13 protein-coding genes and 1 pseudogene are annotated in these 15,468 nt (G+C 55.6%); 5 read left to right on the top strand and 9 right to left on the bottom strand.

The annotated features are described in order from the left end of the window. Positions 1-295: 295 nt before the first annotated feature. Together Mal52_RS29320 and Mal52_RS29315 are read right to left on the bottom strand one after the other, a co-directional pair. The gene (locus tag Mal52_RS29320; RefSeq protein WP_145380440.1) at positions 296-607 is read right to left on the bottom strand and encodes a hypothetical protein; all 312 of its coding nucleotides are present in this window, start codon (positions 605-607) and stop codon (positions 296-298) included. A gap of 141 nt (positions 608-748) precedes the next feature. Then, on the bottom strand, positions 749-1,582 hold the full coding sequence (locus tag Mal52_RS29315) for an ExeA family protein (RefSeq protein WP_145380439.1): 834 nt from the start codon (positions 1,580-1,582) through the stop codon (positions 749-751). Positions 1,583-1,867: 285 nt separating this feature from the next. On the opposite strand from Mal52_RS29315, the gene Mal52_RS29310 reads away from it, so the two are divergent. Beyond that, the gene (locus Mal52_RS29310; protein WP_145380438.1) at positions 1,868-2,899 is read left to right on the top strand and encodes a DUF933 domain-containing protein; all 1,032 of its coding nucleotides are present in this window, start codon (positions 1,868-1,870) and stop codon (positions 2,897-2,899) included. 501 nt (positions 2,900-3,400) lie between these two features. Then, positions 3,401-4,549 carry a (E)-4-hydroxy-3-methylbut-2-enyl-diphosphate synthase gene (gene ispG / locus Mal52_RS29305; RefSeq protein ID WP_145380437.1) on the top strand — a complete coding sequence of 383 codons (1,149 nt, stop codon included), beginning with the start codon at positions 3,401-3,403 and terminating at the stop codon, positions 4,547-4,549. A gap of 58 nt (positions 4,550-4,607) precedes the next feature. Here the strand turns inward: ispG and Mal52_RS29300 are convergent, their stop codons facing one another. From Mal52_RS29300 to Mal52_RS29280, 5 genes are all read right to left on the bottom strand, one after another. Next, complete coding sequence (locus tag Mal52_RS29300; RefSeq protein ID WP_145380436.1) at positions 4,608-5,150, bottom strand: DUF7691 family protein; 543 nt, start codon at positions 5,148-5,150, stop codon at positions 4,608-4,610. An 18-nt stretch (positions 5,151-5,168) separates the two neighbouring features. Then, complete coding sequence (locus Mal52_RS29295; RefSeq protein ID WP_145380435.1) at positions 5,169-6,044, bottom strand: hypothetical protein; 876 nt, start codon at positions 6,042-6,044, stop codon at positions 5,169-5,171. Between the two features lie 26 nt (positions 6,045-6,070). Continuing rightward, on the bottom strand, positions 6,071-6,943 hold the full coding sequence (locus Mal52_RS29290) for a hypothetical protein (protein ID WP_145380434.1): 873 nt from the start codon (positions 6,941-6,943) through the stop codon (positions 6,071-6,073). 384 nt (positions 6,944-7,327) lie between these two features. Beyond that, complete coding sequence (locus Mal52_RS29285; RefSeq protein ID WP_145380433.1) at positions 7,328-7,891, bottom strand: ParB N-terminal domain-containing protein; 564 nt, start codon at positions 7,889-7,891, stop codon at positions 7,328-7,330. 171 nt (positions 7,892-8,062) lie between these two features. Next, entirely contained in the window at positions 8,063-8,353 is a 291-nt protein-coding gene (locus tag Mal52_RS29280; protein WP_145380432.1) for a hypothetical protein, read from the bottom strand. A gap of 354 nt (positions 8,354-8,707) precedes the next feature. Here Mal52_RS29280 and Mal52_RS29275 point away from each other — a divergent pair, with 354 nt between their 5' ends. Next, entirely contained in the window at positions 8,708-9,748 is a 1,041-nt protein-coding gene (locus tag Mal52_RS29275) for a ThiF family adenylyltransferase (RefSeq protein WP_145380431.1), read from the top strand. 106 nt (positions 9,749-9,854) lie between these two features. Continuing rightward, complete coding sequence (locus Mal52_RS29270) at positions 9,855-10,931, top strand: DUF1501 domain-containing protein (RefSeq protein ID WP_197534557.1); 1,077 nt, start codon at positions 9,855-9,857, stop codon at positions 10,929-10,931. A gap of 4 nt (positions 10,932-10,935) precedes the next feature. Here Mal52_RS29270 and Mal52_RS29265 read toward each other — a convergent pair whose 3' ends face one another. Together Mal52_RS29265 and Mal52_RS29260 are read right to left on the bottom strand one after the other, a co-directional pair. Beyond that, on the bottom strand, positions 10,936-12,234 hold the full coding sequence (locus Mal52_RS29265; RefSeq protein ID WP_145380429.1) for a hypothetical protein: 1,299 nt from the start codon (positions 12,232-12,234) through the stop codon (positions 10,936-10,938). A 490-nt stretch (positions 12,235-12,724) separates the two neighbouring features. Then, positions 12,725-14,590 (bottom strand): DNA/RNA non-specific endonuclease, encoded by a 1,866-nt coding sequence (locus Mal52_RS29260; protein WP_145380428.1) that lies wholly within the window; start codon positions 14,588-14,590, stop codon positions 12,725-12,727. A gap of 679 nt (positions 14,591-15,269) precedes the next feature. On the opposite strand from Mal52_RS29260, the pseudogene Mal52_RS30650 reads away from it, so the two are divergent. After that, a pseudogene (locus tag Mal52_RS30650) lies at positions 15,270-15,362 on the top strand (hypothetical protein); the annotation flags it as partial. Between the last annotated feature and the right edge of the window lie 106 nt (positions 15,363-15,468).

Raw genomic sequence — 15,468 nt, 5'->3', positions numbered from 1 at the left:
GAAGCAGCAGTTTCAGCTGTCCCTGCTGATGAGACTTTGCTCGTTTCAGAGCGTGGGAATTGCGGCTTCGTGCTTCTTGGCAAAGCTGGGCCGAACCTGTCGGCGTACATCATACGTGGCTTGCCCCTCACCCCGGCCCTCTCCCAAAGGGAGAGGGAGCTTGCGCGGAATCACCGTCATCAACTCCCCCCTCTCCCTCTGGGAGAGGGGTCGGGGGTGAGGGTTTTCGCACAGCTATTCGCGCAGCAACCCGAATGTTTGCCCGACAGTTTGGGACTAGGTCGGACAGCGCGCGTCAAGAATCGCATTGGTGCTGAGAGGATGAAACCGTTAGCAACGTATTGTCTAAATTTCTAGTTTCGTCACCAGAGTTGCTAGATATTTGTTCTATCAGCCATGCAATCGCATATCCCAATAGCAAGCCGATGATGGCCCCGATCGTGGCCCCAACATAGATCGGAAAATGCGATGGGAAAATAAACTCGCCATCAACAACATTCACCTGTACCAATCGAGTTGCCTGTCCGACGGCGCTCCCGAGGGCAACAAAGACGAATACAGAAACGCCCTCTACCCAGTAATACAGTTTTCTGTTTTCGTTCGCCATTGGTAGCTCCCAAACTTGCCGTTAGCCGATTCTGGTCCAGGAGTCTGTCAGGAACTAATTTCCGCGAAAAGATGTTGCACTTGCCGACGACCCATCGCTGACGACATTCGCATGGCCAATTTCTTGGATGCTTCCGCCGAGCTACGCATTGCTCAGAATTGATTGCCGGTCGAACGATTTATCGCCAGACTCCTCGGCGGCAAAGGAACCAACAATATCGGCTGTCACGGCCACTGCTCCGGCGGACATGGCGGCGAGCAGGCTCATGTCGCACAGGCGGTTGAGCTCGCGCGGCACGCCGCCGCTCAATGCGTGCAGGCGGTCCAATGCCGAATCGGTGAACAACGGATCGCGACGCCCTGCTCTGCTCAACAAGCTAATCACGTAATCGCGCGATTCATCGTTACTGAATGGCGGTGCTTCAATTGTCAGATCAATCAAGTGCCGGAACAGGTCGCAACTTTCCTGCAGGGCTTTTTCTCGGACGGCGACCACGATGGTTGTCCAGGTGGGTGTTTGCGTATTGAGGTGAACCAAGCGGGCGATGGCTTTTTGACACTCACGATCGGCCCACTCAAAGTGATCGAACACCAATACGGTTTGTACATGGGCTAGTTGGTTACCGAGCAACACTTCTTCGATCTTGCGCCAAAGCGTCCTGGGGGGATCGTCGGGTCGTGGGCTGAGTCGTAATCCCGCAGCGAGTTCCCAAACGACTTCCTCCCCCGAGCGACCGGCGACGTTGACGTTCACCACTTGGCCTTGGGCACGTTGCACGGCGCGTTTTAAGACAGACAGCAACATCGACTTGCCGGTTCCCGCTTCTCCCACCAGCACACCTAGGCGGCGATGTTGTTCGACGATGAATAACAACCGGGCGACCGCCTCTTCGTGAGAGGGTCCTTCATAGAACCAACGTTGGTCGATGGTCGATTGAAAAGGGATGTCTACGAGACCCCAGTGTTGGGCGTACATGTCGGCAGGCTTTCTTGTGCGGTTTTAAGACGGGGAGTCCGGCGACGGTTTTCGCGCGCGTCTCAATCGATACAATCGGCATGCGTCGTTCCTCGGCATGACTCCCAGCGGTCAAAAAACGCGCGATCCGTGGCGAAAACGGTTCCGGAGTCTCTAGACGCGATCGCTTTACCGGTGGCGGCTGCCCAACTACACTAGCGCGCCCCTGCTTCACACCCCGACCGGCGCGGTGCGACAAGCAGTATTGGTGTACTGAGAACGCAAGCAAACGACCAGGAACGCGTGATGAAAATCGGACTCGTGGGCTATCAAGCGGGCGGAAAAAGCAGTATCTTTGAATTGCTGACCGGAACCGCCCCCGATATCTCCAAAGCGCACACCGGACAACTCGGCACCGCCACGGTTCCCGATCAGCGTTTTGATGATTTGGTTGCCTTGTTTAATCCCAAAAAAATCTCACCTGCGAAGATAGAACTGTTCGATACTCCCGGTTTGAGTCGCGATCAGGGCGAAGGGAACGCGCAGCGGATGTCGGTGCTGCGGGAAGCCAACGTGTTGATCCAAGTCATCGGCGCTTATGCCGGAGCGGATCCGCTCAGCGATGTGCAATCCTTCGAAGAAGAATTGATGCTGGCCGATATGCAGGTCATCAGCAATCGCATTGCCCGACTGCGAGAAAACATCAAAAAGCCCCGCCCCGACCGCGACGAACTGCAGACGGAATTGGAATTCTTAGAGCCGATCGAAGTCCTGCTCAACGAAGGACAATCGCTCCGCAGCCAGGAGTTTTCTGACGAGCAGGAAAAGCATACCAAGTCCTTTTCGCTGTTGACGCGCAAGCCGCTACTGGTCCTGATCAACACCGCTGAAGCCGATTTCGATGCTGACAAACTGGCGGCCATCGAAGCATTGGGGCACCCGGTGATTGCCGCTCCGGCCGGGTTGGAGCTGGATGTGCAACAACTTGACGAAGCCGATCGCGCCGAGTTTGCTGCTGAGTTGGGACTGGGGGAACCGTGTCGCAAACAACTATTGCGGACGATTTTCGAGATCACCGAGCAGATCACGTTTTTCACTTCAGACGAAAAAGAAGTCCGGGCCTGGCTGTTGCGGCGGGGCGAAACAGCGGTCGAGGCGGCCGGCACGATTCACACCGACTTGGCACGGGGCTTTATCCGAGCAGAAATCATGGCGGTGGCCGACCTGCTGCGGCTCGGTTCCGAACGCGAAGTCAAAGCGGCCGGCCTGCATCAGTTGGTCGGCAAGGAGTACGTGATGCGCGATGGCGACGAGATTCTGGTGCGGTTCAATGTTTAGCGGAGTCGGGGAAAACCGGCTCTGGTGACGGTCAAACCTGTTGATCAGCGACGCGGCGACAGCAATTTGTTATGATGTGTTCCGTGACGCCCGGTTGCCTGAACAGTTGTGAATCGGCGTTTTCTGCGGTCTTTGGGTTACCGACTCGTATCGGAAACAGCGTTGAGTTCTCAGTCAATCATTCGGGGCTGTAATGGTTCATTACCCCAGTAGCGGCAAAACGGATTCAAACGATGAGGACTGCGCAAAAAAATAGCTCCTCGATCCAAAAATGGCGGATGAGGAGCGAATAAACGTCTCAAGTATGTATCTGGGCAAAAAATAGAGGGATATGATAGGAGCGCCAGATATGAAATTCCGTTTTCGTCACAAAGCGCGACTTTGGCAAAATATGCCGGTTCGCTCTTTGAGATGCATAGTTGAACTGATGATAGACTAAGAATCAAGGGTTACTACCCATTTTTTTTGATTTTCTTTAAATTTTCTCTCCGGGAGCCTCTGGTGGACCTGCCGCGCAACCCCACTCGTGCCGTCAATATTGGTTCTATCACCATCGGTCATGGAAATCCCATCGCCGTGCAGAGCATGTGTGCTACGCACACGCAAGACATCGATGCCACCGTTGCGCAGGCCAATGCGCTGGTTGCAGCGGGTGCGGATGTCGTGCGGATTGCCGCTGATAGCAAACCGGATGCGGCTGCCCTAGCCGAAATTCGCAAACAAACCACCGCCAATCTCTCCGTCGATCTGCAGGAGAATTACCGGTTGGCGGAGATCATCGGTCCGCACGTCGACAAGATTCGCTACAACCCGGGACACCTGTACCACCACGAACGAGAAAAGCCGTGGCAAGAGAAGGTGAAATACATTGTCGGCATCGCGGGAGAGACTGACTGTGCTATTCGTATTGGCGTGAATTGCGGCTCTGTTGATCCGGCCATGGCGGACAAATATGACGACGACGATTCGATCTCGCCCATGCTGGAAAGCGCGCTGGACCATTGCGAATTTTTAGATTCACTCGGCTTTGAGCGATACTGCGTTTCGCTGAAAGATTCGGATCCGCAAAAGGTGATTGAAGTCAATCGCCGGTTCGCTGTAGAGCGTCCTGATGTGCCGATGCATTTGGGAGTCACCGAAGCGGGCATGCCGCCTGATGGGATCATCAAAACCCGCATCGCCTTTGAACAACTCATCAGCCAAGGCATCGGCGACACGGTGCGCGTTTCTCTAACGCTGCCCAACTCCCGCAAGCCGGAAGAAATCGACGCCGGCCGAGGAATCTTAGCCGACATCGCCGCCGGCCGCGTGCGGAGCTTCGTCGATTTTCAACTCGACACACTGAACATCATCAGCTGCCCCAGTTGTTCGCGTGTGGAAAACGAAGCCTTCATTGAATTGGCGCAAGACGTCAAAGAAATGACCGCCTACGCCAAGGACCACGCCATCACGATCGCCGTGATGGGCTGCCGCGTGAACGGCCCCGGCGAAACCGACGACGCCGACTTAGGCCTGTGGTGCGGCCCGACCGTTGTGAACCTCAAAAAAGGTCCGCAATCGATTGGGGCGTATGGCTACGACGAGATTCTGCCGCGATTGAAGGCGGAGTTAGATGCGCTGATTGCCGGCCGCGAAGCGGCGGGGGTGTAGGCGGGCAGTCGGCGGGCGCTGTCCAACATTGGCAAAGCCAGTGGCACCCGTGTGGAATTTACACTTCCACCAAAATTGCTAAGAGATCCAACTGGTCTTCGCATAACGACTCCATGATGCCTAGCAGATCGTCGCGAGCATCGTCCGCTTCGGGGTCGTTACAAGGGGGCAGTGAGGCGAACTCGTCGGCGACATACTGCTCGATGGCGGGGCGGCTCAGATAGCCTACTTGTGGAAATTCTTTGGAGGAACCAGGCACGGGAAACGGCGGCCTTTCTGCTTGAAACAACGGCCACACCCCGATGTCCTCGAGATAATCGATGGAGCGAAACAGGTTGAACTCCGGAATATCAATCTTTTCTGAAAGCACCTCGCACATCCAACACAGCGTGTTGAGTTCGTCGGCAGTATCTTCGTCTGAGAAACTTTCCGTGCAAATGTTCTTCGCGAATTGCCGGGAATAGACTAGATCCTGCTCCGTCGGATCACCCTCAGCGGATATTCTGGCGACGACTGCTTCGGCAATCGCGTCCGGCTCATGGCGGAGCCGTTCGGCAACTGCGGCGGCATCCATGGCGAAGAAGTGGATCGAGTATCTCATGATTCGTCGTCGCTCCGGCTACGGAGTCGTGTCCAGTCCCAGCGATTTGCAGGTCATCACGGCCGCATTGAGTTTGTCTGACAATTCGGGAAATGACAGCCCAGCGCGCTTGGCGATGAGCCAGATCACCGTTTCGTCCAAGGCTGCGCCCATGTGCTCGGACGGATCGTCTTTGCGCTTGATGAACGACTTGATCGCGGCGGGGAACGCCTTGTCGAACGCCGCTTGATCACTCGCAACCGCTGCGTCCCAGGCGGCCAGCAGATCGCGAAGCCGCTTTTGACGGCATTTCTTCGCGCTCTCCAGCAGCTTCTCAAACCCCGCGTCCCACTGCCCGCTCAGTTTGCCGGCGACGCAAAGGTAGTAATGGAAATATTCGTCAATAATCGTTCCGGCGGAGTACTCGGGGGCGACGTCGGCATCCAGAGCCGAGCAAATGTGCGCGACATCGTCCCACTTTTCGAGCAAGCCGCCGAAAATGATCCCGCTCCGCAGAGGCTCATACCACTGAAACATGCAATCAGGATTGGATCGATCCATGCGTTGTGCATTGTTTTCGATAATGTTTTCTACTGTGCTCCACGGCTTGATACGCAGCAGTTCAGGTGTTTCACGTTCAATGCGACGGATATTCTCTTCCCGCCACCAATCTCCATGGAAGTAATCGATCACCGCCTTGCAGCCATCTTCCAATCGCTGCGGCAAATCTGAAATCTCTATGTAGCCCATCTGTTCCCAGCAAGGATATTCCAATAGTGTCAGAATATAGCTTCTCCGATAGGTCCAGCGAGGACACTCTTCGGCGTCGCGGCGTTCCGCATCAAGCTCCCTTAAGCGGTCTGCGAATTCCTCAGGGTTGTTGGCATCGATGCCCAGCAGTTCGTAATTCTTCATTGGCTATCTTTAGAATTTCATAAGACCTACGGTGTCGAGTCCAGTCCCAGCGATTTGCGAGTCATCACTGCCGCGTTTAGTTTGTCCGACATGTCGGGGAACGACAGCCCGGCGCGTTTGGTGATCAGCCCGATCACCGTTTCATCCATCGCGACGCCAAAATATTCCGACGGGTCGTCTTCGCGTTTGAGGAACGACTTGATCGCCGCGGGAAACGCTTTGTCGAACGCCGCTTGATTTCCCGCCACCGCTGCTTCCCAGGCAGCTAACAGATCGCGAAGCCGCTTTTGGCGGCATTTCTTCGCGCTCTCCAGCAGCTTCTCAAACCCCGCGTCCCATTGCCCGCTCAGTTTGCCGGCGACGCAGAGGTAGTATTGGAAATACTCATCGATAATTGTTCCGGCAGAGTACTCAGGGGACACGTCGGCATCCAGCGCCGCACAAATGTGCGCGACCTCGTCCCACTTTTCGAGCAACCCGCCGAAGATGATCCCGCTCCGCAACTCGTCATGCCATTCAAACTTGCAATCCGGATTCGACCGATCCATGTCCTGGGAATTGTCCAGGATAATCGCGTCGACGTTCATCCATGGCTTGATATGCAGCAGTTCGGGAGACTCACGTTCAATCCGGCGGATATTCTCAGCCCGCCACCAATCTCCATGGAAGTAATCGACAACCAACGCCAGTCCTTCCTCCAACTCCGCCGAGACATCTCCTATCTCCTCGTAACCCAACTGTTGCAGGCATGGATAATCGAGCAATATTTCGATGTGGCTCCGACGAAACGTTGCGCGAGGACATCCGTGAAGTTCGCCCCGTCTTTCCCGTAGATACTTTGAATAATTCCTGGTCACTTCATTCACTTCATAACCCAACAACTCATAGTTTTTCATCATCACTCCTAAAATCCCAGATGTACTAGCCCATTGATTTTCTTGTCTTTCCTTTCCCAGTCTTCCCAAGCAGTCTCATTGAAGGTCCAGACCTGGAAGCCAACGCGCAGTTCATCGTTATCCAAAAGTTAGGGGTACGAGTCCCGGATTGCCACTTCTCATGGATGGTTGGTTTGGGTTTGCGTCAGGTAACCACCCCCAGTTCTATACCAAATCGTTGTGCCGAAGGCATGCAAAGCCGCAATTTAGCGCTTACATTTTAACAAAGGTTTCCCGGTCGAGGTTCGCGGTCACTGCGGCTTCTTGCGGGCTGCGCCCGCCCCGATTGCTGTTCGCAATCGCGGCTACCCTTTTAGGGGGGGGATCAACGTTTCTCGGTGGCTTTCATCACGTTTTCACATGCGCGCGCAAACCCCATTGTTGGACTAAACGATCGATAGCGGGTTGTATTTCGGTCCAGGACTCTGTGGCGATTTCTAAGGTGACGCGGACGAGGTCGGGCGCATCGTTGGGTTCTGGTTCGGGTTTCCAATCGGGGTCGGGGAGCAGTAGAAGGTCCCGCACGTCGTCGACGTCAAATCCGGTGAGGGTTTCGTCGAAGTCGGGGAGTTCGTGCAGTTCTTGTACGAGGCTTAATAACTTCTCCGCATCCCAATCGCCACCGATTTGTGAATTGTTCAGGGCGACGTTGAGTGCTTTTTCGCGTGACTCGTCGAGGGCTATCACCATCACGTCCACGGTTTCGTGCCCTTCATTTTTTAGGACCGACAACCGTTGATGTCCGCCGACGACGTTCCCGGTTTGTTCATTCCAGACAATCGGTTGCACCAATCCAAACTCATCAATCGACCGCTTCAACCGGTCATACCCCGGCATGCCTGGTTGCAATTGCACGCGCGGATTGTATTCGGCACCGTGTAGCTGCGCGATGGGGACGTTTCGTAGTTCCATGTTGGTTCTCCTTAGTTGGAGTTAGGCTGTAGGGACGTAGGGGTGAGGCTTGAGGGGACAGGCGTGAGGGTTGGTCGTTGTGGGCCGTTGGGCAAATGCACAATCAACAGCTCCCCTCCCCTATCTGGCCACCGGCCACTGACCACCGGCCACTAATTTCCTGCCTACTGATTATCGCGGATTATCCAACGGCCATTTCTCTTCGCTCTCTTCGCGGAATCCTTGCCTGAGGTCCTGTTTGATGCGGGCTAGGCAGCGGGTGACGTGGCCTTTGGGGTGTCCGAAGACCATGCCGATTTTGTCCAGCGGCCATCCGGCGTTTTCCCGCAATGCCAGCATGGCTAAGTACTTCCACTTGCGCTGATCTTCGCCGGCATAATGTTCGTGTACGGTTTGCCAAAACACGTCGGCTCCGGTTTTTGGCAGCACAATCTTCGTCCCGTCTAATTTCACAGTCGACATAGTCACCCTCCCCGTTGAGAAACCCTGGGATCATCCGATAGACTAGTGGTTGGGTGCGCATCGATGATCACGTCGTGATTCAGCATCGTCGCGCCACCCATCGCACCTCACCCCTGCGCGCGACAGTCTGACTCTACTACACCCATCGTGGGAAGACAGATTCGGAGAATTTTTTATGCCGCCCGCGGAAAAACTACTTCGGAGGCTTGAGGCGTGAGGGAACAGGCTTGAGGGTTGGCCGATTCAAATCGATGAGGCGATGACGAACTTAGAACCGAAAAACGATACCGATTGCATTCACTGCAGAAATTCTGGCCACTGGCCACTCACCACTCACTCACCGCCGACTAAAAAATGACCGACGACCTACAACGATACAGCAAGCAAGTCCTGTTTCATGGGATTGGCGAAGAGGGACAACGGGAGTTGATGCGGCGGCGCGTGCTGGTGTGTGGTTGCGGCGCGCTGGGGACGGTGCTGGCTGAGGGGATGGTCCGTGCGGGGGTCGGCTTTGTGCGGATTGTGGATCGCGATTTTGTTGAGCTGAGTAACTTGCAGCGGCAGGTGCTCTTTGACGAACAGGATATCGCCGATCAACTTCCTAAGTCGGTTGCTGCGGGGCGCAAGTTGGCGAAGATCAACAGCACGATTGAGATCGACCCGATTGTTGCCGACGTCAGTTATGAGAATGTGATGGGGTTGGCCAACGATGTCGATCTGATTCTGGACGGCACTGACAATTTTGAAATCCGCTATTTACTCAACGATGTTTCGTTGGAAACCGGAATACCTTGGGTTTATGGTGGGTGCATTGGCAGTCATGGTCAAACGATGACGATTCTGCCCGGCGAGACGGCTTGTTTGAGGTGTCTGATTGATGCGGTTCCCGAGCCGGGGTCGGTTGAGACGTGCGATACGGCGGGCGTGTTGGCGGCGATCATCAATGTGATTGCATCGTTGCAGGTAGTCGATGCCCTGAAAATTCTGTCGGGACAACGCAATTTGATCGAGCCGAAGTTGACGGTGATCGATGTTTGGGACGGCACGTTTCGGCGGATGAATATGGAGGGGCTGCGCGATCGCTCCGGCTGCCCTGCCTGTCATGCGGGGGAACGGGTTTGGCTGCGGGGTACGTTGGGGTCGCAGACGACGATCCTCTGTGGGCGGAATGCTGTCCAGGTTTCACCTCCCTCGAAGACGCGGTTGGTGTTCGACGATTTGGCAAATCGCCTCGCAGGAATCGGCACGATCAACTACAACAAATACTTGTTCCGAATCGCCCTGAACGAAGGGGATTATGAACTGACGGCGTTCCAGGACGGTCGCGTGATTATTAAAGGGACCGAGGACATTCCCACCGCCAAGACGCTGTACGCGAAATACATAGGAAGCTGAGTCAAACCTTATGCCCCAGTCACACTCATCGGACTCTCCGCCCACCGGGGGGGACTCGGTTTCTCGGCGCGATGTGCTTAAACTTGGTAGTGCGGGGATATTGGGAATGTCGACGGCTGAGCAAGCTGCGCTCCGCGCTGAGGATCAACGCGCAGCCAACCGTGATATTGACGGTTGTATTTTTATTGTGCTGACCGGCGGTCCCAGCCAGTTGGATACATTCGATCCCAAACCGGCGGCGCCGACGCAGATTCGCGGGCCGTTTCAAGCCATTGCCACCAACACACCCGGCATTCAACTGAGTGAAACGTTGCCACGTCTTGCGCAACGGACGCATCAGTTCGCCCTGCTCCGCTCACTGCATCACACGGCGGCGCCGATTCATGAAGCGGGTCTGCAGTTGCTCCAAACTGGTCGCTGCGCGCGAGGCGGAATTATGTTCCCGGCGCTGGGATCGATGATTGATGCATTGCTTGGCCCGCGCGAAGGGGTGCCGAGTTATTGTGTCGTGCCGCAATTGCTGGGGAACACCGGCATCCGGACCTATCAGGGACAAACCGCTGGCATACTGGGCACCGCACACGACCCGGTGACCGACAGCGGTTATGAATCGGCCCTTCAGAAAACAAGCTCGCAACCGTATGGCACAACTCCGTTCGCCCGCGCCTGTTTTCAAGCGCGGCAACTGATCGAAGCGGGTGTCCGTTTTGTGACCGTCAATATGTTCCTTGATCTTGATCAACACAAGTCATGGGATTGTCACGGGACGATCACGACGATGTCCGATTTGCGCGACACGGTTTGCCCGGACTTCGACAAAACTGTTTCCAGCCTGTTGGATGACTTGGAGGCGACTGGTCTGCTCAAACGGACATTGGTGGTTGCCAGCGGGGAATTTGGACGCACACCGCGGATCAATTCCCACGGGGGACGCGATCATTGGCCCGGGGTGTGGTCGGCCTTGATGGCTGGTGGGCCAGTTAGTGGCGGGCGGGTCATTGGCGCTAGCGACGCGCGGGGAACTGCGCCGATTGACTCTCCGGTGACGCCCGACGCACTGCTCTCGACCATTGCCGCTGCCTTCGGGATTCCTCAAGCAACCACGTTGACGGCGCCGGATGATACGGAGTTTTCGATCGCGACGAGCCGTCCGATCAGTGAACTGGGCAAGGCTCGCGTGTGATCGGTCAGTCGATGACCCGTACCTGCATGGTCGCGTGAGCCGCTTGGTGGCCGAAGAGGTCCTCGACTGTCAGCCGCAGCGTGTACAGCCCAGCCGGGAGGGACTCTGGCACGGCGACTTGGTGCGTGAGGAAATAGTCTTGTCGCACAGAGCGAGACGCATCGGGGGCTTCGCTCAATTGCACTTGATGCAACACACGGTCGCCGGCGCCCAGCCATTCGACGCGGGACCGGGTTAGCGTGCGAAATCCTGCGGCGGATCGGACGCTCTCGGTATTGGTGAGCGTGTTGTAAATCAACAAATCCTGCCCGGCGCGCAATTCGTTGCGATCAATCTCGCTGAAATCCTCGTAGCTACGGACTTCGGAGCAGAGTCCCAAGGTCCCGATTTGAAACAGGTTCAGTCCGCTCGGTTGGACCGGCACGAACTTGACTTGTTTTGCGCCGCCTTGGCCTGGAGCGGGCAGGAGTTGCGGACCACGGTCGTCGAAGTCGTCGTCGTCAAATTGTGCGTCGTTGAATTCGTTGCCGCTCTCATTGAAATCGTCTCTGAGTTGTGGCACGTCGGAAGGCGCCGGCGCTAGTGTGGGAGTCGGCGTGCTATGACGTAATTGTGGGGCATACAGATCAAATTCGCCTTGCGAATTGGAGACCGGCAGCGACAAGTTTTGCTGGGGCTGACGGTAGTTCGCGTTTCCGTCGGGAAGTTCCACGTCGCCGGGGATATTTTCCGTCGGCAGGCTCAAGTCGATGTTTTCATCGAACTCGTCGAACGATTCAGAATCGGGGACGGGTGGAACCCGCGGCGGATAGGCGTTGCCTGCGCCCGAGAATGCGCCGGACTGGTTACCGGCCGGTTGTCCGAGTTGTGGCTGCGCGGAATACGCGCCGGGTGATTGCAGATCGGGTGACGACACGTGATCACGGCCGATCATTTCGTCTTCGGCGACTTCTTCATCCCCTTTGATCATGCGACTCAATTTGGATCCCAAGCGGCGCGACCCATCCTTGATGGCTTGAACAGGACTGCGGCGTTGCGGAACGGAATAGGCTTCGCTGGGTGCCGGCGTAGCTTCATCGGGTTCGGGAGGCATGGGCACATATTCGCCGTCATCCCCATACGGTTGAGACATTGTCTCGGGTGTCGAATAGGGGGCGGTGGGGCAGTAGTTGGAAGCCGAGGCCATTGGTTGCGTACGGCACTCGTGCTGTTGCGCGTGGCGGCAGCCGACGGCGGTCAACAGCGATAAGCCGAATGTCACCGAAACGGCAAAGGACCGTCCCATCCCTGGATACTTCAACATGATTCGCGTCCACGTATTTTGTATGTTTCAGTGCATCGCGCTCGCAGCGCAGCAGCGACATTACCTGAGCGAAGCCCGGAGAATCGCCGCACCGGTTTTGAGACATAACCGGCTGATAGCGATTCTCGTCATCTCGACGATTCATCGTTTGGAATCGGTAAAACCTGCATGCTCGCTTGGGGAGTTTTGGGCTAGAGACTGGGTATGCGGATTTTGACCGTCGATCATGCCCGGCATGACGGTCTTCGCGAACATCCCGGCGGTGCGTGTTGGCCGGGTTGTGCCGGTTGCGTGGATTTGCGCGTGGTGGCTGGCGATCCTCGTGCATCAAGCTAGCAGCGGCACCCGACATTGGGGTGCTTTGGACGGAGCTTGCCGACTAGGTTCCAGGAAATTCGATCACCGTAGGAGTGTGAAGGCTCCCGCCTGACGCGTGGTTAAAATCGCTTTCGATACACCGAACGGCAGACGGGAGGGTCCCCTGAATGGATTACCCCAAAATGATATCGTTGGGGCTGTTGATCGTGGGAAAGCCAAAGGCTTCGGTTGCATCGAGGGGGTCGTGCTCGGCGAGGCTGCCGAATGACAGGCCCGTCAATTGCTCGATCGTTCGGATCGGTGTTTGATAGGTGCGAAATTCACCGATCACAAATTCCAAGTCATCCATGAATTGTTTTTGGCTGAGTAGATAACCGGTGGCCAGCAAGTCGTCGTCCTGAACCATGACCGCCACCTTCCAAAAGTCCTCCGGCAACGTCGTTCCGCGGTAGTCCGTGTCACATCGGGTGAACACCGGTCCGGTGAAGACTGTCAATTTTTGGTCGTCCTGGTTGGTGTTGACGAGCAGATAGTCTTCCAGTGCGAGCCAGTCGCGCTGGTTGAGTCGGGCATGTTGCGGTGCGGCGTTTGTGTAATGGAACGTATCGTCGTTGGCTCGCTTGGCTTCGTTGTAGTCTCCCCAGACGGGATCGAGGCGTCGGACCAGATGACCGCGATCGAGTTTATTCCGCACATACAGATCGTTGTCGTGTTGGTGGTTGCGGTCGATGCGCGGATCCACTCGCCAGCGGGTATTCGTTCGTCGTACGGCCACTTCTTGAGTTCCGTCGATATTGACAGCAGCATAATAGGCGAGCCGTCGGGTTTTATTCATGACGACCGAAAAATGCGTGTAGTCGAGTACGTATTTGCCGATCCCGCGATCCCGTTCCCGCCCGCTGACGGGAGCGGCGTGGTCCAATTGATCGGAGTTCAAAGCTGGTAGCGGAACGGCGAGCGAACGATTGCCTAAAAACGCTTCAGCGTATCCGCGGCGATTGTTCAGCGATTCCACGGGGACCGGGACATCGTCGACCGCGACTTGAGTGGATACGCGGCGTAGTTCTCGCTTGATGGCACTCACAGGGAGCGCGTAATTTTCCGACATGAAGCGGCCCGCAAAATGCAAACCGACGACCTTGCCTGTTGTTTGGTCAAGCACCGGTGAACCGCTGTTGCCGCCCAAGGTGGAGCAGTCGTGTGTGATCACGCCGCTACGCACGTCGGCGATTTGCCCGGGCGCATAGCGTTTGACGTTGTAGATGTCTTGAAAAATGCGCGACATGGCCGGTCCTGGATTGCGACGTCCATCCCAGGCCGGGTATCCGACGACTCCCACATGATCGCGCTGGTTTGCGTCGGCAGCGGCTAACTCTAAATGTGGGGGTAAATTGCCTTGATTGCGGAGCTTTAAAATGGCGATGTCGGGATTGCGACTTCCCGTGTTCGCCACGTACAGGATCGATTCGACCTCGATTTCGATTGCATCCGCACGATGATGTTCCTCGCGAAAATCGATCCAGGCACTGACCGTGTTTCCAGCGAATTGCCGGAAGGCATAAGCGCCGCCGCGCCGTTCCGCAAAGATGTTGGCGACATGACGATTGGTCACCAACATCAAATCTTCAATCAACCAACCGGTACCCACCCATTCGTAGTCCGGGTGAAACATCAACTCAACACGACCAATGGCCGGGATGGGATGTTCAATGGTCGCACGGTTTGCCTCCAGGCGTTGTTTCAGGTTGGGTAGTTGCACGTTACCCAATTGGATTTCGTTGTCTTGAATGAACAACGACGGACGGCCGGTCGCCAGCACGATCGCTTCGGAGAAAAATGCGTCGTCGCTGCTGTGGTTTTCCGTCGGCCCCACCGGGTCATCAAGAAATTCGACGATCGCTCGCCGGTTGAGGGGATGAATTTCTTGTGCCAATTCCAACTCATCGACTTTTCGACGGCTGCCAAAGAGATCGCGGAGATTTTCCATGACCTCGTGATCTTGTCGCAGTGAATCCAAGGGAGATGTGTACGAACTCATAAGAATCGTCTTTCAAAAGAAGTAGAGAAACTGATGAACCGACGACCAAAGATGGAAACCAGCTTTTCCCACGACATGTCCGTTTTCACGTATCATCAAAATGACAGCTACGGCTTGACGACATGACGGCAAATGCGCGCATACTTTTTGTGCCACGGAAACGGATTGCTAAGTTCGGATCCGTAGCTGCAGCGACAACGGAAAATTGTCATGGCAGAGGGGAGAATGCGAACGGCGATGCGCGGGAGCAAGCATGGTGTCTCTCTTCGGAAATACGAAATGGGCCAAACTTCGAAACCGAAGGCCGGTTCGAAATCTTGACGGCATCATTCTGTAACGTCGAAGAGATGGATTCGCAGAAGCGACTCGACGTAAGAGCTAGTATGCGCAACTGGCTCGTCGAATCAAGAAAAATATTGTTTATTTGCCACAATAATTGGTGCGACTTTTTGGGCCTTCAAGTCAGTCGTGGCACCCGCAATTCGCAGGTTGAGCAAGTGGACTGCGTGTTGTCGAAGGATTTGGCCTGCGCCCAATTTTTTCTTGCTTGCCTGGTGCCCCCTCCGTATGCTGAATCTGCGCGATTTCAAAAACTTTTTAAGCGATGAAATGAATTTCGCATTTCTGACTGGTTCGCGCATGCAATGTCGTACATCAAATCAAGAATTGGAAAAGCGCGATGTCCTTCCAGGCGAAATGTCCAGAGTGTGCGGCAGTTTTCAAAGTCGCTCCCGAACTTGCGGGCAAAAAACGGAAATGCCCCAAATGCAGTTCAGTATTCACCCTACCCACTCCTCGTACTTCACCGAAGAGTATCAAGGCTCAAACCACCCAATCACGGTCGGATCCCGCGGCGACGGCACAGCGACGCACGAATG

This window comes from Symmachiella dynata (assembly GCF_007747995.1).
Lineage (GTDB): Bacteria > Planctomycetota > Planctomycetia > Planctomycetales > Planctomycetaceae > Symmachiella > Symmachiella dynata.
The sequence above is the reverse complement of the archived record's forward strand: the minus strand, read 5'-3'. Positions and strand labels throughout refer to the sequence as shown.